At 40.0% G+C, this 23233-nt stretch carries 21 protein-coding genes and 3 riboswitches; of the genes, 12 read left to right on the forward strand and 9 right to left on the reverse strand.

The genetic code is table 11. The annotated features are described in order from the left end of the window. Positions 1 to 353: 353 nt before the first annotated feature. Positions 354 to 671 (forward strand): hypothetical protein, encoded by a 318-nt coding sequence (locus QMG11_RS00420; protein ID WP_281832274.1) that lies wholly within the window; start codon positions 354 to 356, stop codon positions 669 to 671. Positions 672 to 757: 86 nt separating this feature from the next. Further along, positions 758 to 855: riboswitch (purine riboswitch) on the forward strand. An 88-nt stretch (positions 856 to 943) separates the two neighbouring features. Then, positions 944 to 1822, forward strand: a complete 879-nt coding sequence (locus tag QMG11_RS00425) for an FMN-binding protein (protein WP_281832277.1) — start codon at positions 944 to 946, stop codon at positions 1820 to 1822. A gap of 117 nt (positions 1823 to 1939) precedes the next feature. Here the strand turns inward: QMG11_RS00425 and fdxA are convergent, their stop codons facing one another. Continuing rightward, positions 1940 to 2119, reverse strand: coding sequence for a 4Fe-4S ferredoxin (gene fdxA, locus QMG11_RS00430; RefSeq protein ID WP_281832279.1), 180 nt, complete (start codon positions 2117 to 2119; stop codon positions 1940 to 1942). A gap of 987 nt (positions 2120 to 3106) precedes the next feature. Here fdxA and QMG11_RS00435 point away from each other — a divergent pair. Continuing rightward, the gene (locus QMG11_RS00435; protein ID WP_281832282.1) at positions 3107 to 3316 is read left to right on the forward strand and encodes a hypothetical protein; all 210 of its coding nucleotides are present in this window, start codon (positions 3107 to 3109) and stop codon (positions 3314 to 3316) included. A 179-nt stretch (positions 3317 to 3495) separates the two neighbouring features. Here the strand turns inward: QMG11_RS00435 and QMG11_RS00440 are convergent, their stop codons facing one another. Together QMG11_RS00440 and QMG11_RS00445 are read right to left on the reverse strand one after the other, a co-directional pair. Then, positions 3496 to 5460, reverse strand: coding sequence for an HD domain-containing phosphohydrolase (locus QMG11_RS00440; protein ID WP_281832285.1), 1965 nt, complete (start codon positions 5458 to 5460; stop codon positions 3496 to 3498). A 124-nt stretch (positions 5461 to 5584) separates the two neighbouring features. Next, a riboswitch (cyclic di-GMP riboswitch) is annotated at positions 5585 to 5669 on the reverse strand. Between the two features lie 138 nt (positions 5670 to 5807). Further along, positions 5808 to 7133: a winged helix-turn-helix transcriptional regulator gene (locus QMG11_RS00445; protein ID WP_281832287.1), complete on the reverse strand. Its 1326-nt coding sequence runs from the start codon at positions 7131 to 7133 to the stop codon at positions 5808 to 5810. A gap of 175 nt (positions 7134 to 7308) precedes the next feature. Between QMG11_RS00445 and QMG11_RS00450 the strand changes: the two genes are divergently transcribed. Next, positions 7309 to 8688: a tryptophanase gene (locus tag QMG11_RS00450; protein ID WP_281832289.1), complete on the forward strand. Its 1380-nt coding sequence runs from the start codon at positions 7309 to 7311 to the stop codon at positions 8686 to 8688. A 174-nt stretch (positions 8689 to 8862) separates the two neighbouring features. Then, on the forward strand, positions 8863 to 9846 hold the full coding sequence (locus QMG11_RS00455; protein WP_281832963.1) for a M42 family metallopeptidase: 984 nt from the start codon (positions 8863 to 8865) through the stop codon (positions 9844 to 9846). 411 nt (positions 9847 to 10257) lie between these two features. After that, a riboswitch (cyclic di-GMP riboswitch) is annotated at positions 10258 to 10343 on the forward strand. Between the two features lie 336 nt (positions 10344 to 10679). Here QMG11_RS00455 and QMG11_RS00460 read toward each other — a convergent pair. Together QMG11_RS00460 and QMG11_RS00465 are read right to left on the reverse strand one after the other, a co-directional pair. After that, positions 10680 to 12836: a M20/M25/M40 family metallo-hydrolase gene (locus QMG11_RS00460; RefSeq protein ID WP_281832291.1), complete on the reverse strand. Its 2157-nt coding sequence runs from the start codon at positions 12834 to 12836 to the stop codon at positions 10680 to 10682. Positions 12837 to 12852: 16 nt separating this feature from the next. Beyond that, positions 12853 to 13431: a glutamine amidotransferase-related protein gene (locus QMG11_RS00465; protein WP_281832293.1), complete on the reverse strand. Its 579-nt coding sequence runs from the start codon at positions 13429 to 13431 to the stop codon at positions 12853 to 12855. A gap of 542 nt (positions 13432 to 13973) precedes the next feature. Here QMG11_RS00465 and QMG11_RS00470 point away from each other — a divergent pair. From QMG11_RS00470 to QMG11_RS00485, 4 genes are all read left to right on the forward strand, one after another. Then, a complete protein-coding gene (locus tag QMG11_RS00470) occupies positions 13974 to 15269 on the forward strand; it encodes a GNAT family N-acetyltransferase (protein WP_281832295.1) in 1296 nt (431 codons plus the stop codon). Between the two features lie 272 nt (positions 15270 to 15541). After that, positions 15542 to 15730: a hypothetical protein gene (locus QMG11_RS00475; RefSeq protein ID WP_281832297.1), complete on the forward strand. Its 189-nt coding sequence runs from the start codon at positions 15542 to 15544 to the stop codon at positions 15728 to 15730. Between the two features lie 31 nt (positions 15731 to 15761). Further along, the gene (locus QMG11_RS00480) at positions 15762 to 16652 is read left to right on the forward strand and encodes an SPFH domain-containing protein (protein WP_281832300.1); all 891 of its coding nucleotides are present in this window, start codon (positions 15762 to 15764) and stop codon (positions 16650 to 16652) included. A 122-nt stretch (positions 16653 to 16774) separates the two neighbouring features. Continuing rightward, complete coding sequence (locus QMG11_RS00485; protein WP_281832302.1) at positions 16775 to 17122, forward strand: hypothetical protein; 348 nt, start codon at positions 16775 to 16777, stop codon at positions 17120 to 17122. A 105-nt stretch (positions 17123 to 17227) separates the two neighbouring features. Here QMG11_RS00485 and ulaA read toward each other — a convergent pair whose 3' ends face one another. From ulaA to QMG11_RS00505, 4 genes are all read right to left on the reverse strand, one after another. After that, on the reverse strand, positions 17228 to 18577 hold the full coding sequence (ulaA, locus tag QMG11_RS00490; RefSeq protein WP_281832305.1) for a PTS ascorbate transporter subunit IIC: 1350 nt from the start codon (positions 18575 to 18577) through the stop codon (positions 17228 to 17230). A gap of 33 nt (positions 18578 to 18610) precedes the next feature. Beyond that, complete coding sequence (locus QMG11_RS00495) at positions 18611 to 18874, reverse strand: PTS sugar transporter subunit IIB (RefSeq protein WP_281832308.1); 264 nt, start codon at positions 18872 to 18874, stop codon at positions 18611 to 18613. Between the two features lie 13 nt (positions 18875 to 18887). Then, positions 18888 to 19316 (reverse strand): PTS sugar transporter subunit IIA, encoded by a 429-nt coding sequence (locus tag QMG11_RS00500; protein WP_281832311.1) that lies wholly within the window; start codon positions 19314 to 19316, stop codon positions 18888 to 18890. 131 nt (positions 19317 to 19447) lie between these two features. Continuing rightward, positions 19448 to 21520, reverse strand: coding sequence for a BglG family transcription antiterminator (locus QMG11_RS00505; protein ID WP_281832313.1), 2073 nt, complete (start codon positions 21518 to 21520; stop codon positions 19448 to 19450). Positions 21521 to 21713: 193 nt separating this feature from the next. Between QMG11_RS00505 and QMG11_RS00510 the strand changes: the two genes are divergently transcribed. The 3 genes from QMG11_RS00510 to QMG11_RS00520 are packed head-to-tail and all read left to right on the forward strand — an operon-like array spanning position 21714 to position 23225. Next, on the forward strand, positions 21714 to 22010 hold the full coding sequence (locus tag QMG11_RS00510; protein ID WP_281832315.1) for an ArsR/SmtB family transcription factor: 297 nt from the start codon (positions 21714 to 21716) through the stop codon (positions 22008 to 22010). Between the two features lie 5 nt (positions 22011 to 22015). Next, complete coding sequence (locus tag QMG11_RS00515; protein ID WP_281832318.1) at positions 22016 to 22987, forward strand: permease; 972 nt, start codon at positions 22016 to 22018, stop codon at positions 22985 to 22987. Positions 22988 to 22997: 10 nt separating this feature from the next. Continuing rightward, a complete protein-coding gene (locus QMG11_RS00520; protein ID WP_281832321.1) occupies positions 22998 to 23225 on the forward strand; it encodes a thioredoxin family protein in 228 nt (75 codons plus the stop codon). Positions 23226 to 23233: the final 8 nt, after the last annotated feature.

The raw sequence follows: 23233 nt of genomic DNA on the forward strand, positions 1-23233 counted from the left end.
GTCAAATGTAGATATATCAATGCTTTTACAGCAGGTCTATGTTGAAGAGGAGTAGAGGTTTTTTCTACTTTTTTTTTCGGCTGCTAAATTTCAAAGGATTTTGGAAAAGGTAGGAGGGACATTAAAAAATGACCCATCTTTAGCTTTTAATATTCAAGTTTTAAGAAAACAACCTGATGGAAGGGGTATCTATACTAAAGAAAGTCATAAAAATTATTGATGGTTAAAAAATACACTTGACTACTTATAAAAAAAGGTATATTATCAATTAAAAGTAAAAAAAGTCATTTTAAATAATGACTTTATAATAAAATGTTGAAAAATAACTCGAAATTAAAAAAAGGGGATGAAGGATGGAAAAGATGATATATATCAGTAAGCTGTTGAGTGAATGTCGCGGCATCTTCAATGAAGAGGATATTGAGCTGACTCTAAATGAGGCGCTGATTTTGGATATAGTAAAGAATCAAAATGGAAAGGTTGCAAAGATATCGGAGATCTTGGCCAAGGACAGAGCCTATATATTAAGAACTATGAGGAGTCTGGCTTCCAAGGGGAAGGTCCGAAAGGAGGGAAGTGTTTATGTAATAACTGAAAATGGAAGAATAAGTAGTATGAAAGCCTTGGAAATATTAAATGAGGTTGTACCGGTTAATTTAAGTATTGAGTAGAGTTTTAGGGAAACTCTCAGCTTAGGTAAAGGCTAAGTTTCAATAGGTTTAATTATTTTTTAAGGGGCAATTTTGATAAAGCTATGATATTATAAGGTATAAACACTCGTATATACTTAAGATATGGTTAAGTGTCTCTACAGGTCGCCGTAAATGACCAACTATGGGTGAAGGTAAAAATAGTTTCGATTTTATTTTTTTTGATTTCGTACATCTGTTTCCTTCACTTGGGAAGCGGATGTTTTTAATTTTTTGATAGAAGGAGAAGGGAAATGAAAAGAAGTTATTTTTTACTGATACTATTATTTATAGTGGCAGTAAGCAGCAGCGCAGTGGTAAAGGATGAAGTGGAGATGAAGTGGAGTGCTCAGCCTAAGCTGGGAATAATAAAGGGAGACTACTACAGGGCTGAAAGGTTATTTCGTCAGGGACATATGGGATCAATGGAAGTTGTAAAATATGGAGATGAAATTGTATTTGTTGAGTTCAATGAGAGAACCAGGCCTAACTACTACAACAGGTACTATCAGGATGTTCCAAAGCGTCTTTCAGATTATAACTTTTCCATGGGCAATATAAAGGGAGCAGCATGGATAGAAAGTGTTCTCCTTGTTGAAAAGCAGATGTTGGCGGAGCAAAGAATAACGGGAGAGTTTGATATGGTAGCGGGAGCCTCAAATAGTATCAAGCAATCGATGATTCCTCTGGCAGAGGAGATAGAGGATCTTTTAAGTGAGGAGTCTCAGGTAAAATACTACAGTATTGCAGAAAAATTTGAAGGGGGAATAACTGGAAGGCTTCAGATTACCCTGGAGGATGGCAGAATAACATGGTGTCACTACGACGAGATATTTGCTGATAATCCAGAGGAGATTTCTCCTAGAAAGTTTAGGAAGTATTATGGAGAGTCAAAGTATGCAAGTGTAACCTATGATGAGCCTTCTCGTATAGGGTTTAATGTTCAGATAGATGCCTTGAATAATAAGGTTATAGAGACTCAGAACCTTCTTGATATAGAGGGACTGCCAGCTACTGGGGACTCTGGTGACTATGCAACAACAGGATTCACAATAAGAAATGAAGCCTGGGACAGGTATCTGGGAATGGCTGAGAAGCTAATAGATGAGCTTAAAAGGGATGGAGCTTTATAGATAGAAGGAAAAGTTAAAAAAGGAGCTTAAATGCTCCTTTTTTTATTTAGAGAGCAGAATGACTCTCTAGATATTTTGTAGTAGTATATAATGATTCTCAACACAGTAAATCAGCCTCTACTCAACAGGAGTGATACACTCCACCGGACATACCGCTGAACAGGCACCGCAGTCGATACAGGCTCCCTCATCTATTCTTCTCTTTCCGTGTTCAATCTCTGATATACAATCCACCGGACATACTGGCTGACAGGCACCACATGATATACACTCACCCTCGTTTATTCTATACGCCATCTCTCTCCTCCTTCAATTAAGATAAAAAGTAATATTAAGATATACATATTAAACACTTCATATCCTTTAAATCAAGGGGAGTTTCTATGGGATAGAATAGTTCTAATCCATTGTTAAAATATTCTCTTTTTTGTCATGGATCTTCACACAAAGGAGAAAGTTTTAAGGGGGTAAGAAAGGGATTATTTCGTAATAAAAATTGTCTTTAAAGTTTGTTTAATCAGAGTTTACAGGGATTTTGGAACCCCTATAAAAGCTGGGAAAGTTACTTGTTTAAAGAAATGAAAAAAAATTAAAAAATCCTCTTGAATTTTCCTCGACTTTGATATATACTACTGCTCGGGAAACAAGTTTATAACCGCCCTAAAAGAAGGAGGAGGAATGGAAGTAGTATTAGTAGTTGGGGTGCTGTTGGTAGCATTAACGTTTGAAGGAGACAAATGAAATATTTGTGTAAACCGTTGATAAGATGCTTCTTAGAGAGATCAGAAGCTCTTTTTTTATTTTTTGAAACCGATTCTATGTCTAGGCGCTTTTTCTCTTCTACTACTTTGAATAAAGAGGAAAAACTACTTCTGGGAATTGTTTAGCAATCTCTCTTAAGCTGGTGTTAACCCCCCCTTAAACCTTCTTTTAGAGTGACATTTGGCGTTAATTTTTTAGGAAAAAAGGGGTATCATAGTCCCATAGAAAAGAGATGAACTTTTCTGTTACAGCTTTGAGGGCACATAATTCTCCCAAAGATCTAAGTGTCCCTTGGAGTATTAACAACTTTTTCATAATTCTCAGACACCCACTTGTGGGTGTCTCCCCAAAAATTCTGGAACTCCTTGAGAGTTCCATTTTTTAATAATAGATACTTAAGTTTAGAGGAAATAAAAATCAGATGAAATTATTTTTATTTAATAACCATTTGAGGGAAAAGGTCGTCATAAGAATATAGTTGTTCTACTTTTGTAGCGATTTATGTCCATAGAGGTGAGTGGTATGGAAAGAAAAAGTTTGATAAAAGAGATTAAGATTTTACACGATGAGATTGATAGGGAGTGTAGCGATAAGCTGGAGGTCCTGAACAGGTGTTTTGAAGAGGGAAGGGAGTGTGAAGATTGTGCCCTAGAAGGAGAGTGCAGGTTTAATCTTCCAAAGTTATTGGAGATTTCTCGCCTATATGAGGAACTGTACTCAAAGAGTAGTTAAATAATAGGAAGTTGAGATACTTAATAGTGGATATTAAAGAAGCCGGAATTAATTTCCGGCTTCTCCTATTAAGAGTGTTTTTTGAATATCTCTTTAAACTTATGGTGTTTTTTAATAAAGATCTCAACTATTTTAGGATCAAAGTGCTTTCCGCTCTCTGAAGTAATTATCTTGAAGGCTTACTCATGGCTGAAGGGGTCCTTGTAGATTCTTTTCTGACACAGGGCATCATAGACATCTGCAAGGGCTACAATCCTAGCCTCAAGAGGGATATCCTCTCCGCTCAGCCCCATTCCATAGCCACTACCATCCCACTTTTCGTGGTGGTGTCTTATAATATTCATGGCTATAGGACTAACCTCTAAATCCTTTATGAGGTTGAAACCTATCTCAGTATGCTTCTTCATCTCCGTGAACTCCTCTCTGGTGAGTTTCCCCGGTTTTTTTAGTATGGAATCGGGGATACCTATCTTACCTATGTCATGGAGGGAGGCATAGAGCCCCACTTCCCTTACAAACTCCCTGGGCAGTTTCAATTCATCTGCTATGAGGTGGGAATACTCACCTATTCTTTTTACGTGATCTCCCGTGTCCTCGTCGTTATATGAGTTTGCACTTTCCAGGGTTCCCACCAAGCCCAGGGTAATATTTGTCAGTTTTGAGTAGATCCTTTTAAATCGTTTTAAGTGAATAAAGACTCCTAAAAATCCAAGGGCTGAAACTAAAGTTATGAAGATAGAGGCTTTAAAATCCTTAGTTATCTCGATATTTCTCTCCAAAAACTCCTTCTTTCTTTTCTCTATACCAGAGGAGAAGTCCCTTGACAATGAGTTTATGACAAAGTAGAGAGTTTCATCTTCTCTGGGTACTCCAAATTTCATACTTATCTTGTCATTGATAACCCCAGCTAACTTTATATTTTTAATATTATACCTCTTTAAAAGGTAGTGAGTGTTTTGAATCCCTCCTATAAGAGCATCTGCCTCCCCTGTAGCCACCGCCTTAATAACTTCCTTTTGGGAGTGAAAGGCTATTAGATTTTCTTCAAATCCCATGTGGTTAAGGAAGAGATCTGCCATGGAATTCTTCTGAACGGCTATCCTGTACTTTCTCAGATCTTCTAGATGAGGAATATACTTTTCATCCTCCCTATTGAAAATAAGAAACTGGAACTCGTCGTAGGGATCTGTTGTAAGGAAGCCTTCCCCATTAATATCTTCCCCATTTATAGCCATGATAGATGGGTTTATTTGAAGACCTTCTGGGGAATCGGCCTCCTGGAACACTATATTAACTCCCAGGATACGCTCTATCTCATAAAAATAATTTACGATGAAACCCTCCTGTTTTCCAAGAATATCTTTATAGAAGAGGGGGTATACATCAATATTTTGGGGAATGAATACCCTTAAGGTACTGTTTTTTTTCAGGTAATCCTCTATCTCCCTGGATATATGAAGCTTATCCCTGGTATACTCCAAGACCTCCTCATAGACAGTTCTTCTGTTAAAATCAAAGGTATCTACAATCCTTCCTATAATATCTACTAAAGGTTTGTAGTAGTTCAGACCTCCAATGTAGTACCTTGTCTTTAATGAGGGGGAGGAATAGTTGATCTTTATCTCAGGGTCAGGATTTTCCACCATATACTTTAAGCCATCCTGAAGGTCATCAGCATATATATCTGCCTCACCACTAAGAAGGCTCTCTACAGCCTCCTGGGTGCTGGGTTTTGATATGAGTATTACTCTGCTTCCATACCTCTTTATTACCTCATTTACAATCTGGTCTCCCTCAACATAGACTATTGTTTTACCGGAAAGATCGGTACTGTAATCGGTAAGGGGATAATCCTCCCTTGTAATAAGAACACCACTTAAATTGATGGGATCCTTTAAGTAGTAATACTTCCCCCTATTTCTCTTATAGTCCTCTACGCCCATAACTATGTGGGGGATCCCAGAGTCTACAGCTTCATGGAAATCTTTCTTTTCCTGTTTAACAACCTTAAAATTTAGGCGGGTAACCTCCTCTAAGGTCTTGATTATATCAGGATAGATTCCGTTACTTCCATTTTCAGTATGGTAGTTCAATATTCCCAGATCGGTATCCAGGTAGATTAAAACCTCCTTTTCTTTAGCCACTTTAATCCATTTTATTTCCTCTTGAGTTAAGTTAATATCTCCTCCATTTTCACCGAAAAGCAAAAAAGAAGTAAATAAAAAAAGAGGCCATATCAATTTCGACATAACATCCCTCCAAAAAAGTTTCGGCAGCTGGCTGTCATATTCCTGAGAACTTAGACCCTATAGTTTTGCGCCACAGAGTTTCCTCTGCTTTGCCTTTTTCGAAGTTATTTATTTTATAAACTTATTACATATTAAACCTAAATTTTACAGAGGTATAATATATTTTATATATTGTATGAATTTTTAAGAGGGTTTCATTGTTTGGCCCTATAAAACATTACAACTGTAATTCTATAGGAGGTTTAGAATAAAAACCTCACTATTCTGCTGGGTCTTCCCCTGCTTCCATTGGATTTTTTACAGATACACTCTACAAATCCCCCTTTCTCAAGTTTTTCAATGAGCCTGTTGGCTGATCTTCGTGTGACACCTATAATCTGGGCTACCTCAGAGGAGGTGTAGTTGTTGCACTCCTTTAGAGCAGAGCTGATTCTGTATATGGTATCTATATTGATGGAGGAGGAGGAAGCTATATGCTCCAGTCTGGAATCAAAAATGACACTGCTATAGTCACTTACGTCATTTGATGGGAGGAGAGGACCTGCAAGCTTTTCAGTTTCATATGCCACATAGGCGCTGTTTCTCCTCTCCTTTCCCGCCCTGATGCTGGCAATTACAGAGTGTTTAATAGCCTCCTTGAAGTTTCTGCCGTAACCTACCCCTATACTGGTATAGACCACCTGATTTTCTGCAATGGAGTCCAGTATGCTTAACCTTGAAAAGTGTCGGGTTTCATGTTCAAAGGCCTCCCTGTTGCAGAATATAGTGTAGGATTTACTTCCATTGGAGGAGTAGGCTCCCTCCACCCGTTCAGCAAACCAAAAGACCTCCTCCATAATTCTATTGTATTCAAGAACTACACTATGGTGGCTGCTGTTGATGATGAGGTTTTCCTTTAAATTGCTGATATTTATCGTTATAGCTACCTGATCTGAATCCCTTTCCCCTCCAAGGGTTCCCCTGGATATTAAATTATTTACTCCCTCTATAATTTGCTCCCTCTGAGGTTCCATTAGTATTGCCTCTATTCCCTTCTTCTTCAGGGCATCTCTCACAGCGCTTATCTGGGTTATGCACAGGGAGTTATCATATCTATAGTTTTTCAGATGATGGGAGATTACCTCCTCTATAAAGCCCCTCTGGATATAGGAAGGGTTTATGATCTTTATACTGCACTCCCTCTTAGAATCTATCCCAAGGTCCTCGTAAACCTCCACCACTTCCCTATGGGTGAGGGAGTCTATACTCACCTTCTTGATATCTGCCTCCATGTGATAGCTTCCCTGGAGGAGAGCTCTATAGATACTCCCTTTAGAACCTTCAACATAAATGTTTGGAATGGAGTGATCTAACTTATTGTTGAAGATATAGTGGATATCTCTTGCAGTGTAGAGGATTCCGTGGCATACTCTGCTAATCCTCTGAACTCTCTTTAATCCCTCTTCCAGGTCCTCTTCTCCTGTCACACCTACAAGATGAAGGGTCAGACTCTTAAAGTGTTCCTCTACGATCTCCTTGATTCTTAGATTTATATCTGGATGTCCTACCAGTCCTAAATTAAAATTCAATGTCCCTAATCTCCTTTAATAAATAAAGTCTAGTTAAAAAATTTCATTTGCTATCTTGTAAACGGGCTGTTTTCATTAAGATTATTACCAAAACTATTTAAAGTCAATATAAAGACATTCACTTTAGGGGTAGAATTTTACCAGGGATAAGATTAAGAGGACAGAGGAGGAATTCATGACAAATTATGTGGCTGAACCATTTAAGATCAAGACGGTGGAACCTATAAGGATGACCACTAGGGAGGAGAGGAGCGAAAAACTAAGGGAAGCAAATTATAACCTCTTTGGGATCGATTCAGATGATGTTTATATAGATCTTCTTACAGACAGTGGGACCGGAGCTCTCAGTGATGCCCAGTGGGCTGGGATGATGAGGGGAGATGAATCCTATGCAGGAGCCAGAGGTTTTAAGAGGGTAGAGGCTGCAGTGAGGGATATATTTAACTATAAGTATGTTCAGCCTGTTCACCAGGGAAGGGCAGCAGAGCAGGTTCTATTTCCTACGCTACTAACTCAAGGAAAGAAGTGTATCTCAAATATGCACTTTGACACAACAAGGGGGCATGTGGATCTATTAGGAGCCAAGCCTGTAGATCTTGTAGTTTCAGAGGCTAAGGATACCAGAAACTTTTCACCCTTTAAGGGGAATATGGATACTGTAAAACTTGAGAGGTATATAGAGGAGGCAGGGGCAGAAGGTGTAGGACTCATAATAATGACTATAACCAATAACAGTGCCGGTGGTCAGCCTGTATCCATGGCAAATATGAGGGGAACCAGCAGAATTGCGAGAAAGTATGGGATCCCAGTGATTATAGATGCTGCCAGATATGCAGAAAATGCTCACTTTATAAAGATGAGGGAGGAGGGGTACGCAGATAAATCCATCATCGAGATAACCAGAGAGATGTTTAGTTATGCAGAGGCATTTACAATGAGTGCCAAGAAGGATGCCATAGTGAATATGGGGGGGCTTATAGGAGTAAGAGATGACCAGGAGCTCTACGAGAAGGTCAGGGGGCTGACTATTCCCTATGAGGGGTTTGTGACCTATGGAGGTCTGGCTGGAAGGGATCTGGAAGCTCTTGCTATAGGGCTGTATGAGGGAACTGAACCAGACTATCTCAGGTACAGGATAGGTCAGGTGGAATATCTCGGGGGACTTCTTGCCAAGAAGGGAATACCCTTCCAGTATCCAGTGGGGGGCCATGCAGTCTTCCTAGATGCTAAGGAGTTTCTGCCACATATTCCGTACACCGAGTTTCCTGGACACACCCTAGCATGTGAGTTATATATAGAGGCAGGGATCAGGTGTTGTGATATAGGTTCATATATGATGGGTAATGACCCTGAAACCGGTGAGCAGCTGAAGTCGGAGATGGAGTTTACCAGACTGGCTATCCCAAGAAGGGTATATACTCAGTCCCACTTTGATATAGTAGCTCTTGCCCTTGAAAATATCAAGAAGAGGGCATCGGAGATAAAGGGGTACAGGATAACCTGGGAACCCCCTGTGCTGAGACACTTTACTGCTAAGCTGGAACCATTAAAGTAGGATTTTAAGGGAAGGAGAGGGCTTCTAAGCTGTCTCCTTTTTCAAGGTATCTATAGGTAAAGTCTAAAGGAGTTTGAAGCTTGTGATGAAAATAGATTAAATTAAAGGGAATTGGGAGGGAGAAGATTGAATACAATAGACTGGAACTACATAAAGGATTTTACCCAGGAGCTCATGGATATTCCGACCCCTGGAGGTTATACCCAAATGGGGATACTCAGGTGTATCCAGGAGTTTGAAAGGTTTGGAGTGAAGTATATAACTACAAAAAAGGGGGCTGTTATCGGGGAGATAGAGGGGAGGAGTAGTGAGGGGGCTACCCTTATCTCAGCTCATATAGATACCCTTGGAGCCATGGTAAAATCCATTAAGAGCAATGGAAGACCTGTCCTCACAAATATAGGAGGATTTTCCTGGAACTGTGTAGAGGGAGAAAACCTGGTTATCCACACCCAGGATGGAAGAAGGTATACAGGAAGTCTGCTACCTTCAAAGGCCTCCAGGCACACCTATGGAGAGGAGGTAACAAACCTTCTCAGGAGTCAAGAGAATATGGAGGTAAGGATAGATGAGTTTACCTCAACCAAAGAGGAGACAACTGCTCTGGGAATTGCAGTGGGAGATTTTGTAACTTTTCATACAAGAACTATCTTCACTGAAAATGGCTTTATCAAATCCAGGTATATCGATGATAAGGTGTGTGTAGCTCAACTCTTTGCATATATAAAATATCTGAGAGATAATAACCTGAAGCCGGAAAGGAAGGTTTATTTCTATATCTCCAACTATGAGGAGATAGGTCACGGGATCTCCTATATTCCCCCTGAGGTAGAGGACTTTATAGCCCTGGATGTAGGGCTTGTGGCTGAGGATGCTGCTGGAGATGAGCGAAGAGTTAATATTGTAGCTAAGGACAGCAGAACTCCCTATGACTTTAACCTGAGAAGCAAGTTGGTGAATATATGTCTGGAAAAGGGGATAAACTATACACTAGATGTTCACAATAGATATGGCTCCGATGCCTCTATTGCTGCAACCCAGGGATTTGATGTAAACTTTTCATGTATAGGACCCAGTGTAGATGCAAGTCATCACTATGAAAGGACTCACAGGGATGGAGTAGTAGAGACTATAAAACTTCTTATAGAGGTATTGTAGGTAAGGTAGGGTGCCCTAGGGGCATCCTGCTCTTTTTTATCTTTGAGATAATTTTTTAACTTAGATACTCCTTCTTTAAATCATGAAGAAAATTTTAGGTAAATTTAATAATTGGAATTAATATAAAAAATTAAAGTTTTACGCATAAAAGTCACTAAAAAAAATGACTAAATTCTAAAATGAAACATTGTTTAAAAAAACTTTAAAACGATGTTTTCGGCAGATAAATTAATTGTTGAAATAAAGATAGAAATCCTGTATATTAAACCTGTTGATTTTATTGTTCTGCAACTTAAGGATAATGAAATCAAGAAAGTTTTTAAGTTTCAACTTTTAAAAAGAAACGTTGTTTAACTTTTTAAAAGTGATATTTTAAATGAACAGAGATAGATTTAAAAGATAAAAATAATATTCTGAAAAAGGCAAAGCAGGGGAAACTCTGTGACGCAAAGCTTAAGGGTCTAAGTCCTGTTTGGATATGGCAGCCAGCTACCAAAACTTTTTTGGAGGATAGTATGAGCAGTCTACAGGTTCTCCTTTTTTATTTCCCAATTTTTTAGTTTTAAGAAGTATTTGTTGGGTTCTCAGGAAGGTCATACTATTAAAAAAATAAAAATTAATCTGATTTATGCAAAGGCAGGGGAGGGTTGCGCTCATTCCTGGAGCTTCTCTTCCCATCCACCTGCTTTTAGGGTAAGTTTTAGATATCTACTATATTAGTCCGCTTTTTTAGCGGTCTTTTTTATTTCAAAGAATAAGAAAAACTCTAAAGCAGTGAGGAAATTAAGAAAAAAAGAAAGGAAGTGAATTGCTAAGTCACTTCCTTGAATTTACTATATCTCACTTAGTTCTATTAGCAGTGTAGAGAGGAGAAGAGATTTCTCTAAAAGATTATGCTTCAGGATATATTCATTTCCTCCATGTTCCTTTTTACCTGCCGGTCCGAAACCATCGACTACATATTTCTCCCTATCAACATTGGAGATATCAGCAGAACTCCAACGGTGCTCGCTGTTTACTCTAATATCAAAGTTATCAGCAATTCCCTTGATGATTCTCATTATTTCATCTGATTTCTCAGTAGCAGTTAGGGCTGGTCTCTTTAGCCCTCCCTCTAAGTGGAAATCGATGGTTTTCTTGTACTTGCTTGCTGGAATCATACTTCTGATCTTTTTATCATATTTTTTAAAGAGTTCATCGTCATTAAACCTTACACTTAACTCTAGATCTCCATGGGCAAAGGGCTCGGTTATGTTGGAGCAGAGTTTAAGTTCCCTTGGAGAGATAATGATCCCCTCCTTCTCATTGGAGAGGTTGCTCCAGTCTGCAACCAGCTTGGAAAAGACGGAAACAGCCTTGGATACATCTTCAGAGTTTTTGTTTTCTCTCAGGTTCATATGACAGGAGTATACAGCTGCTCCTGATCTGCTGGTAACCATACCCCCATCAGGGAATCCCCCGTGGAGTCCAAATACATACTTGGCTCTTCTTGATTTCTCCTTGATGATATTTTTAGAGAAACTTCCCTGAAGGGTATCGTCGGTTGTTAGCAGGACACCTATCTTTAGCTTTTTCAAAACTCTTAAATATCTAAGGGCTTGGAGGGACTGCAGCATCATTACGATTCCGCCCTTGTGCTCCCAGACACCAGTTCCGTAAATCTTATGCTCGGATCTCTGAAAGTATTTTTGGTTTTTCAGCTTTACATTGTTGTCCAGGTTTCCTACCAGAAGGTAATCGTATTCACCATCGTCGCTGTTGGAGAAGAATAAGACATTACCTACTTCACTCTGAGGGAAGCTCTCATAACTAAATCCCATACTGCTAAACCTTTTCTTTATGGTGCTTCCCAGCCTATTGACTCCTTCTATATTCTTATAGTAGGTATTTATGTCTATTACCTCTTCAAGGAGTTTTTCCGTCTGATCCATCCTACTTCTGAGAAAACTTCTGACCCTTGTTGGAAGAGGAACTTTTTTACTATTGCTCTTCAGGTTCAGTCCTATATTTTCCTTGGCAAAGTATCTAAAGGAAGCCACATCCAGCATCTTATTTACAAGGGCGTCAAAATCAAAGCCTGCAGCTTTAGCAGCTGTAACATAGGAACCAGCAGCTCCCAGACTGGCCATGGAGTTAACCTCAAGGATATAGATGTTGTTGTTTTCATCCAGTCTTATATCTACTCTAGAGAAATCCCTTAATCCCAGAGTTTTAAAGACCTTGATACTTAGGTCCTGCATTCTCTTGGCCAGCTCCTCATCTATAGGGGCTGGGCATATCTTAGCTTTTGGTTTAAACTTTTTGTCATCTACTGTCTGAATAGCATCTGGGTCTCCTTCAAGATCTATTTCGAGAACAGGAAGAACTTCCACTGGAGAGTTTCCTATAAGTCCCACAGCAAACTCCCTACCTCTAATAAACTTTTCCACAAGAGCCTGCTGTTTAAATTCACCTACGATAAAGTCCACAGCTTCTTTTAGCTCATCTATGTTATAAACAACCTTTAATCCAAATGATACGCTTTCCATCTTGGGTTTTACAATTACTGGAAAATCTACATCGGTCATATCCTCATCTGAAGAGGAAAATACCCAGAAATCAGGTGTGGGAATTGAGTTTTTCTGCAGGATAATTTTTGTAATAATTTTATCCAGGGCTATAGCATGCCCTGCAGGGGAGGACCCTACATAGGGGATTCCCAGCATCTCAAGCATGGCTGGTATATGGGTATATCTACTCTCTCCCTGTATACCATAGGCCATATTAAATACTATTCCGAATTTTTCTCCGTCCTGTGTCTTGGGAAAGAACTCCTTTATATTGTCTATGACATTCATATCACCATCGATGATCTCTACATTGTGCCCTCCCTTTTCAAGGGCATCGGCCACACGTTTTACCACAAGGGGGTTGTATACTTCCTTGTTCTGCATCCCAAAGACATTGATTACATTGCTAAAATCCTTGTTATATATTATTGCTACTCTCATCTCTTCCTCCAATATTTTATAGATCAAACCCGCAGATTCTTAGAAAGTTCTTCATTATCAGTAGTCCGTCCTTCCCTGAGACCTCTGGGTGTGATTGAAAACCATAGATTGGTTTTTCCATGTGTTTTATTATCTCGTTTTCACAGATACTGGATTCTCCCAGCCGAATAAAGTTTCTAGGGAGTTCAGCCACATAGTAGCTGTGCCTTCTTGCGAAGTATACCTCGGATTTATTCAGATCTCTGAAGATGGGATCCTCTGGTTCTATTATAGATATCTTTTCCTTTCTTCTCTGGGGCTCCTCCAACCTTTTTATCCTGCCCATATTGGCAGCTGCAATTATCTCGTGCCCCAGACAAAGTCCAAGGATGGGTACATCAAAGTTTGCCAGCGCCACAAAATTTGTTGTGAGGTTCAGGGGCTCATAGGGACTTCCCTTTCCTCCAGAGAGGATAATCCCCTTTATTTCTGCCTTAGCAGACAGATTAAGGGGTTGATTGTGGTCAAAAAAGATATAATCAAAATTCTGTTCAGATAAAAAATCTCTTTTAAATTTTTTAATAAAGCTGCTTTGATTGTCTATAATTAAAAGCATAGCTTCCTCCTTTTGCAGTAAGGGCTGAATTAAAAAAATATAGTTTCTTCCTCTTTATGTTATAGCAGGAAAATAATCATATCCTTTTGCAGAAAGTTTTCCTAAAATGGGTTTTACGATCCTATAGTTTTCACAGTATGGAAATTTCTTTTTATTGATTTTTATATGCTTCTTTATGTTCTGTTTGCGATGTTAAACCCTTGAAAAGAAACAAACAAAAATATGGCTAGAGAATTATATTATATTTACTAAAAAAAATAAATCTATTTTATATATATGTATACCATCTCTTTTTTATATATTTATAGATTCATAGAGTTTTCTTGAACTGTATGAAGATCACAGAAAAGACAGTTGACTTTTACAATGAAAATAAATATAATTCCTTGCTAACCTGTATCTAAAGTACTTATAAGAGTTTAAGTTGAAATAAATCAATATTTGTCTATTTACACCTTATTAGGCCAGATTAATCTATCGATCTAGCCTGGATGATTTATAACAGTAAGAGGTAAAGGAGATAAGGAGGTAGGAGTTGCTCTATGAAAAGGCTGACAATTAAAGAAATTCTAAATAAAATTAACCTATTGGAACCCTTTGAGGGAATAAGTAAGTCGGGAGGTTTTAAGATCTCAATAAAATCATACCAGCCCCTTATCTGTGCCTCTCTTCATTCTGGATGTAATTTCCAGGAGAAGCTGGACTATAAGGTGAACCTCTCCTCCTTTCAGAGGTGGCAGGAGGAGGAGCCCTATACCGATAAGTTTATCTGGGAGCTCCCTATAACAATATCCGCTTTGGACAGCAGGTTTGAGTATGATCTCAATAAAGAAAGAGAGGATTGCATCAATAAAAAGATATGGAGAAGGGAGCTCTCCTCTTGTGAAGAGAGGGAAGCCTTGAAGAAGTACGATGAATTTTATGAAGTTATCCATTTTCTTGTAGAAAAACTGGAATTTCTTTTTGACAGGGTATTTTTCTTTGATATTCACTCATATAACTATAAAAGGAATACATCCAATACTTTACTACCTCTCTTTAATATAGGGACCCACTCTCTTGGTGAGAAGTTCAGAGGGGAGAGGGACTATCTCTTAGAGGCTTTTAAGGGAGTGGAGATAGACTGTCTTGAGAATACAACAGAGGAAAATCATGAGCTTCAGGAAGAGGGGGAGCTTGCAAGGCGTATAAACACTACTTTTAAGAAAACGGGATTATTTTCCATTGGAGTGAAGAAGGTCTACTGCAATGAAAATAGCGGAATCTACTATCAGTCTATAACAAACTCTCTGAAGAAGGCCTTCAACCATTTAATTAACGATTTTATTAAAAATCATAGCAGCAACCTCTCCTATAATATTCTTGATAACTTTAGTGATTATACCATCACAGACCATGAGAGAGAGGTTGCCAGAGGAATTGCTTTTTTAATGCAGAAAAACTACATAGACAGCAACAGGGGGGAGTATTCACCAGAGGAGATAAACCATCTCATCTCCAATAAAAGAGAGGATGTTATCCTAGGAAGGTTAAGGGAAGCTTATATAGTATATGTTTCCCACGGGGAAAAGATAGTTGCCTGCGGAGCTCTAATGAAAAAGGGAGACAGGCTGGAAGCCAAGATGCTCAATGTAGATGTGAAGTATAGAGGGATGGGACTGGCACAGAAGATATGTGATATAAGAGAGGATTTTGCTAGAAAGACAGGTTATAAAAGAATCTATATAGAATCTTTAAAGTTTCAGAAAACTCTGAAATTTCACAGGAAAAGAGGGTTTTATCAGGTTGAGGCTCCGAGAGAGTTAAAGTATTCCCTATATATGTGTAAAGACCTTTAGGTTCCCTCGTAAACTTCCTTAAAATCTTATTAGGGAGAGGTTACACTGTAAGGTAAAAAAGATAGTATTTATTAGTTCCACACTAAGTCCGCTTATTTAGCGGGCTTTTTTATTTTTTACATCTTTAATTAACCTATCCGTTATTATCTATTGAATTATACTTTAATAGGAATTTAACAGGGTATATTGTAAAAAACTATGAGAGACAAAATGAAGTTAAGGGGAAGTTCTAAGAATAGACGATGATTAAATGTTAGTGAGGTGATTTTAGAGTGAAGGAAAGGATGGATAGGATAGAAGATCTTATAGGAAGGATAAAGATTCTCTGTGAAAGATATGAGGCAGAGGAGGGGGAACTCATAAGAAATATAGTTAAGGGGATTGAGCTGGAGGAGAAGCTGGACAAGGTGGAGGAACTGCTCAGGGAGATAGAGGGGGAGTTGAAGAACAGAGAGGAGTAGAGCTTTTATAGGGTTTAAAAGGGAGGAAACTATGAAGATTAAGTATTTCCCCATATATTGGGTAAGACAGTATGAGAGAGGAGTTGTGGAGCTCTTTGGTAAGTACAGGCGTTTTGCCGAGCCTGGATTCCATGTGCAGTTTCCTATCTTTGAGATTACCAGGGTAAGGGATGTGAGGGAGCATACGATGGATATCTCTCCTCAGAATGTCATTACCAAGGACAATGTAGAGATAAATGTAGATGGTATCATCTGGGCCAGACCCATCTATACTGAGGAGGAGATCAAGAAGACTTTCTATAATATAGATAACTGGAAGGTAGCTGTAATGAAGCTGGCTCAGACCAACCTGAGACAGGAGTTTGGACAGCTTACCTTGGATGAGAGTCTTATTGCCAGGGGAAAGATAGCCCAGGACCTTCAGATAGCCCTGGACAGGATAGCGGAGGAGTGGGGGATCACCATAACCAAGGTGGAGATAAAGGTGATAGATCCCCCTGCAGATATCAAACAGGCTATGCACAAGCAAAAGACAGCAGAGCAGGACAGGAGAGCTATGCGTCTTCTGGCCACAGGTAGATTTGAAGCTGCGGAACAGGATAAGCTGGCTTTAATTCAGATAGCTGAGGGTAAGAGGGAGGCTAAGATAAAGGTTGCTGAGGGACAGGCTCAGGCAATAAAGCTTGTCAATGAGGCGGCAAGGAAGTATTTTGTGGGAAATGCCAAGGATTTAAAGAGGCTGGAAGTGGTGGAGGAATCCCTTAAGGATAACTCCAAGATAGTCCTCACCAAGGAGGGGATAACTCCAAATATCATCCTTGGTGAGTTGCCAGTAAGGGAGAGAGAGGAGGAAGATGAGATAGAACTACCAAAGAGGAAGATGCAGGATGAGATATCCAGAAAATATGATTTGGAGATCTAGATAAAGTTTTTAGTAGATCATTAGATATGAAAAAAGGGCTACGAATGCCTTTTTTATTGGAATGTCACAGAAAACACACATTGGAGTGGTAGAATAATGTATCTTATTTTTAGGAGGTACATATGTCAAAGAAATTAACTATGACGATGCTGGTGCTGCTTATTGTTTCCATAACAAGTTTCAGTAGTCCGAGAGAGTTGGATAATAGAGTGATGGATTACACAACAAGATTAGAACTTACAGAGGAACAGGTGGATGAGATAAAACCCATCTTAGAGGAGGCTTCAAAGGAGAGAAAGGGGATTCTGGAGCAGATTAAGAGAAGCAGCAGGAAGAGTGAACAGAGAAGGTTAGCCAAGGACTTAAAGAGAGTAGAGAAGGGAATTGATACCCAGCTGGCTGAGGTACTAACTGAGGAGCAGTCTGCAGAATGGAACAGGATCAAGGAGGAAGTTAAGGAGAAAGCTTAGTTTAGGTTTTAAGTAAGATAAATAGCAGTAAAATAAAAGGAACTCCAGGTTATTAGACCTGGAGTTCCTTTTTTATTCTAATTATTGTTTTATTAGATAACCACTTTAAGCAGTAGCTTTCTCCTCTCTTCCTCTGCCAAGGGAGAGAATAAATGGAAGGGCAACTAATGCTCCCACCACAATGAAAACAACTACAGGAGATATCCTAGCAGCATTTCCAAGGGTGATTCCTACAACTCCAAAATCAGCATCTCCAAAGGTAGTTCCTTCAAATCCAAGGGATGAAAGCATTGGCAGAAGTATCGCCGGAAGGAAACTTATAAGAAGTCCGTGTACAAAGGAACCTATAATAGCTCCCCTTCTTCCTCCAGTGGCGTTTCCATATACTCCGGCAGTGGCCCCACAGAAGAAGTGAGGGATAAGTCCCGGTACTATAATACTAAGTCCCACCATTGGAAGGATGAAGATGGATATAATTCCAGCAACAAAGCTAGAGAGAAAACCTATGATTACAGCATTGGGTGCAAATGGGAATACTGCTGGACAGTCAAGGGCCGGTTTGGCATTTGGCACTATCTTGTCTGCAATTCCCTTAAAGGCAGGAACGATCTCAGCAATTAGCATTCTAACTCCAGCAAGGACGATATATACCCCTGCAGCAAACTCAATGGCCTGAGTAAAGGAGTAAACTAAGAAGTTGCTTCCTCCAGAGAGGCTAGTCTCTATAAACTCCTTCCCTGCAAATATTGACACTATGAAGTAAAGTATAGTCATAGTAAGGGAGATAGATACTGAGGTGTCCCTTAAAAATGAAAGCTTCTGAGGAACTTTTATAGTCTCGGTGGAGGTAGACTTATCTCCTACCAGTCTACCAATTCCTCCAGCTACCAGATAACCAAAGGATCCAAAGTGACCAAGAGCCAGGTCATCACTTCCAGTAACCTCCTTTGTAGATTTCTGAAGCATAGCAGGTGAAAGCACCATAAGAGTTCCCAGAGTAACGGATCCTAAGACTACAAGGGAAATTCCACTCATGCCTCCAACTGAAAGAATGGCAGAGATAAGACACGCCATAAACAGTGTATGGTGTCCAGTCAGGAAGATATACTTAAATCTGGTATATCTTGCAATAACTATATTTACAACCATTCCCAGTAGCATTATAAGGGCCGTCTCTCTTCCCAAAGTTTTTTGTGCAAGGGCAACTACAGCTTCATTGTTTGGAATAACTCCCTGTATCCCAAAGGCATGGTCAAACATTGTACCAAAGGCTCCAAGGGATTTAACTATAACTCCCGCTCCCGCTCCAAGAATAATAAATCCCATAATTGTCTTAAGTGTACCTGAAATAATTTCACTGATACCCTTCCTTTGAATAAGAAGACCTATCAAAGCAAAACACCCAATAAGTATAGCAGGGTTTCCCAATATATCTCTCATTATTATATCTAACATAACTTCCTCCCAATTAAATATTGTTGTTAATAATTAAAGGTTTGCTGAAAGCTTCTCCTTGATCTCGGTAATATTCATAATATTTTCTAACCCTATTACCTTAGACCCCTCCTTAGTGAAGTTATCCATAATATCCTTAGCCCCTATATAGATATCTGCATCCATAGTTCTACCAGTTGTAAGATCTGTATGACTTACATTGGCATCTACTCCCAGCTCAGTAAGAGCCTTCTTAACATTGATCTCCATCATAAAGCTGCTTCCCAATCCGTTACCACACATTACAAGTATTTTCATTTAAATCTCCCCCTTATATAATTGAATATATTTCATCTGAATTTTTTGCTTCTGTTAGCATCCTTACTCTGTCCTCGCACTCAAGGAGGTCTGTGAGACCTACGATTGCATCCATGTGAGAGGTACTGTCCTTAGCTGCCAGGATAAAGACCAGCTTCACATCTTCCTTCCTTTCAGAGAAGGAAACCCCATCATCTATCTTTAGAAGTGACATAGATGTTTCATTTACTCCGTGCTCAGGTCTTGAGTGGGGCATAGCCACCCCAGGCATGAGTACCACATAGGGCCCCAGCTCTCTTATGTTTTGTATCATAGCTTCTACATACTTGGTTTCTATGAGTTTTTTTTCAAGCAGTGGTTTTGAAGCGCAGCTTATGGCTTCCTCCCAGCTTTCTATCTCCTTGATAACCTGGATGTTTTCTTCGAGCATTCTCTTTAACATCCCATCACCTCCCTGTTCTATGGTTAGAGTTTATCCCAGAAATTTCATTTGGGAAAGATTCTTATTTCTTCACAATCACATTACAAAAATCGCCCAGTAAAAAGGACGGATCCACGAACCCGTCCTCTGGCTTACTTTAACTTGTACTTGTATATAAACTTTAATACCTCTTCTCTGTTTTTCATCTTTCTCAACTGACCTCTCAGGTTATGATCGTTTATAAGGTTCATGAGGTCCACTAGGGAATCCAGGTGCTCCTTATCATCAAGGGATGAAAAGGCAAATAGGGTATCTACCTCCTTACCATTGGGGAAGGTCACAGCCTCCTTAAGGGTAACAAGGCTCATAGAGGTCCTTGAAATGTTGCCGCTGCTTCTGGCGTGAGGGATGGCAAGTCCCTCTGAGATAACAATGTAGGAACCATACTCCTCTACAACATCTACCATGGATTTTGTATAGCTGGCGTTTGCAGCTCCTCCCTCTACCAGAACCTCCCCTGAAAGGAGGATGGCCTCCCTCCAGGAATCAGCCTTCTGATTTAACCTGATATTTGACAGAGGAAGAAGATCAATTATCTCAAGCTTTCTTCTCTCATAGTCATCTATAATCCTCTCCTCAAAGAGAACTTTGAAATCCCTTATTAGCCCCTCACGATCTATAATATCCGTTCTGGCAGAAACCACCTCCATAAGATCCGACAGGAGAACCTTCTTTCTGGATTTTGGAAGAGCATACTTGTCCAGGGTATGTATATCCTGGGGGCTGAGGATTGCTCCCACCTTGACAATGGCCTTGGAGATACCTGGAATATCCAGAGTGGTGATCACAAGATCGACCTCCTTCTCCTTTAAGGTCTTTTCCAGCTGGTGTCTGGGAATAATATCTACCACATTTACAGAGTAGATATCCTTAATCTGCTGGGCCAGCAGCTTGGAGCTCCCATACCCCAGTCCGCATACTAGAAGGACATTTTTTATATTCTGAAGCCTGTACCTGTTTCTGTCCATGGCAGCCTTAAAGTGGATGGTAAGAAAGGCCACCTCATCATCTGTAAACTTGCAGTCGATAAACCCCTCTAGTTCCTCTATGACCTCCCTGGTAATATCAAAGAGTATGGGATAGCTCTCAGTTACCTCGTCACATATGGAGTTCTGGAGCTGTATATTATTCTTTATCCTGTATATAGTTGGTTTTATGTGGTTGATAAGGCCATCTAAAAGGGTTTCATCCATGGAGATATCCACATCTACCCTGCTGTTAAACCTCTCGATGAGGTTTTTTACCATAACTTCAACCTCTACCCAGTTTTTATAGTAGGAGTGATCGAAGTTGTAGGTATGACTTCCCAAAAAGTAATCGGTAATCTTTAGGATCTCTACCTCCTGAATATCCAGATCGAAGTTGGCTTCCAGGATACCTATTCCCTTTAAGAGCGACTGGTACTCAGAGGTATTTCTTAAAAAGTTCTCATTCTTTACCTGGGAGATACTTCTCCCCTTTTTAACTCCAAAGAGCATAACCATAACGTAAGCTGTGATGATTGTATAGGCCTCATCTGAAATGATCTTTCCCATGAGCTTTTGGGTATAGTTTATAAAGGTCTTTATATGAACAACCTCTATCTCGGAAAAGTATCCCTTAAGGACATCCAGGAGGAAGTTTTCCTTTACAGGTCCCCCCATCTCCATATAGTTAGTAAGTTCCTTAAAGTGTTTTATAAGGATCCTGAGCTGAAGCCTTCTGATCCCCTCCTCGCTCCCGGTAAGCTCAAGTCCCACCTTTGGAAGGGTACGAAGTCCCACTTTCTCCTCCTTTAAAAGCTCCTTAACTACCTTCAGGTCTCCCTTGATGGTAGTACGGCTCACATCCACCTCCTCAGAGATCTTTTTTAGGGAGATAACCCTTTCAAATAACGCCCTTATAAGAAGGTAGTCCACTCTCTCCTGGGGACCAAGAAAACGATTGATGTAGATCTCCTTGAGATAGGCCTCTACACCTTCCCAACCCTCAAGGAGGATTCTTCCCCCGAACTCCCTTTTGAGCGGTCCCAGACTATTTTCCTTGAGGTAGTCCCCTATCTTTTCAAGGTCATATCTGATAGACCTCTCGCTTATATCTATAGTGGAAGCCAGACTCTTTATATCTATGCTTCCTCCTTCCTCAACTATCTTATTTAATATGCTTAAGCTTCTGCTGCTTAACATCTCCTCACCTCTTTCCTACTATAAATTATATGAGAAAGTCTATCATCTTAAAAGGGCTTTTTTTGTTAAAATCACCTTACAATTTTTGAGGGTAGGGAAAGATAAAAAATAAAAGTAATCTGATGTTGACATCCAGTGATTTATAGAGTATCACTATATTAGAAAATAATTATATAGTGATGAAGGTGGTTGTATGGAAGATTATATGGTTAAGTTGTTTAAAAGTCTGGGGCATCCAGTGAGGCTTAAGATTGTGAGGAAGCTGGGTAGAGAGAGGCTGTGTGTGTGTGAGCTCCAGGAGGATGTGGAGTTTAGTCAGTCCAATCTCTCTCAGCACCTGAAGATCTTAAGGGACTCTGGAATCCTCAGTGGGGAGAAGGAGGGACTTAAGGTGATGTATCAGGTTAAGGACTTTAGGGTTTTGGAGATGCTGGATATGGCAGAAGGGATAGTGGAAACACATCTTAAGAGGGCCATAGAGGGGAGGTAGAGGTTATGTTAAGAGAGATACTTTCATTTAGCTGGCTGGACAGAGGTGTAAGAGAGCTTCTGGAATTTTTTGGCATGGATGTGGCAAGCAGAGCTGGGGGATCGGTACACTTTTTTATCTATGATGTGATAAAGATCCTAATCCTTCTATCCACCATGATATTTATAATCTCCTATATCAGGAGCTACTTCTCAGTGGAGAAGACCAGAAGAATTCTGGAAAGGATGGGAGGGATAAAAGCCCATGTGGCAGCCAGCCTGCTGGGGACGGTGACACCTTTTTGCTCATGCTCCAGTGTGCCTCTCTTTATTGGTTTTATAGAGGGGGGAATACCTCTGGGGGTAACCTTTTCCTTTCTCATAACCTCTCCCATAGTGAATGAGGCAGCTCTTGTAATTCTTCTGGGAGCCTTTGGACCTAGGATAGCGGCTTACTATGTGGTTTCAGGAATCCTTCTGGGAGTGGCCGGAGGATACCTCATCCACATATTGAAGCTTGAGAAGTATGTAGAGGAGTATGTGTACAAGATGAAGATGGGTCAGGGTCAGGTAGGGGAGCTCACCAGGAAGGAGAGGTTTGACTTTGCCAGGGAAAATGTAAGGGATATAGTGGGGAGGATATGGAAGTACCTCCTCATTGGTATAGGAATAGGAGCTCTTATCCACGGCTGGGCTCCGGAAGAGGTACTGTCAAAGTATGCAGGGCCTGATAACCCACTGGCAGTTCTTCTGGCTACAATTGTAGCCATTCCCCTCTACTCCAATGCCATGGGGACAATTCCCATAGCTGAAGCTTTAATCGGTAAGGGAGTGGGAATGGGGACAGCCATGGCATTTATGATGGCGACTACAGCTCTATCTCTTCCAGAGATGATCCTTCTGAGAAAGGTGATTAAACCAAAGCTCATAGGAGTTTTTACTGGAATTACAGGGGCTGGGATAATAGTTATTGGATATATCTTTAATATAATTATATAGGAGGTCGGAGATGGAGATAAAGGTACTGGGAACAGGGTGTAAAAAGTGTACAGCCCTCTATGAGAATGTTATGAAGGCATTGGAGGAAGAGGGGAAAGAGGCTAGTGTGGAGAAGGTAGAGGATATTGTGGGAATAATGTCTTACGGGGTTATGAGCACACCTGCTCTAGTGGTAGATGGAAAGGTTGTAGTCAGTGGAAGATCTGTGGGGACAGATGAGATAAAAAAATATTTATAATATTAGGG

Source organism: Propionigenium maris DSM 9537 (assembly GCF_027925155.1).
GTDB classification, from domain to species: domain Bacteria; phylum Fusobacteriota; class Fusobacteriia; order Fusobacteriales; family Fusobacteriaceae; genus Propionigenium; species Propionigenium maris.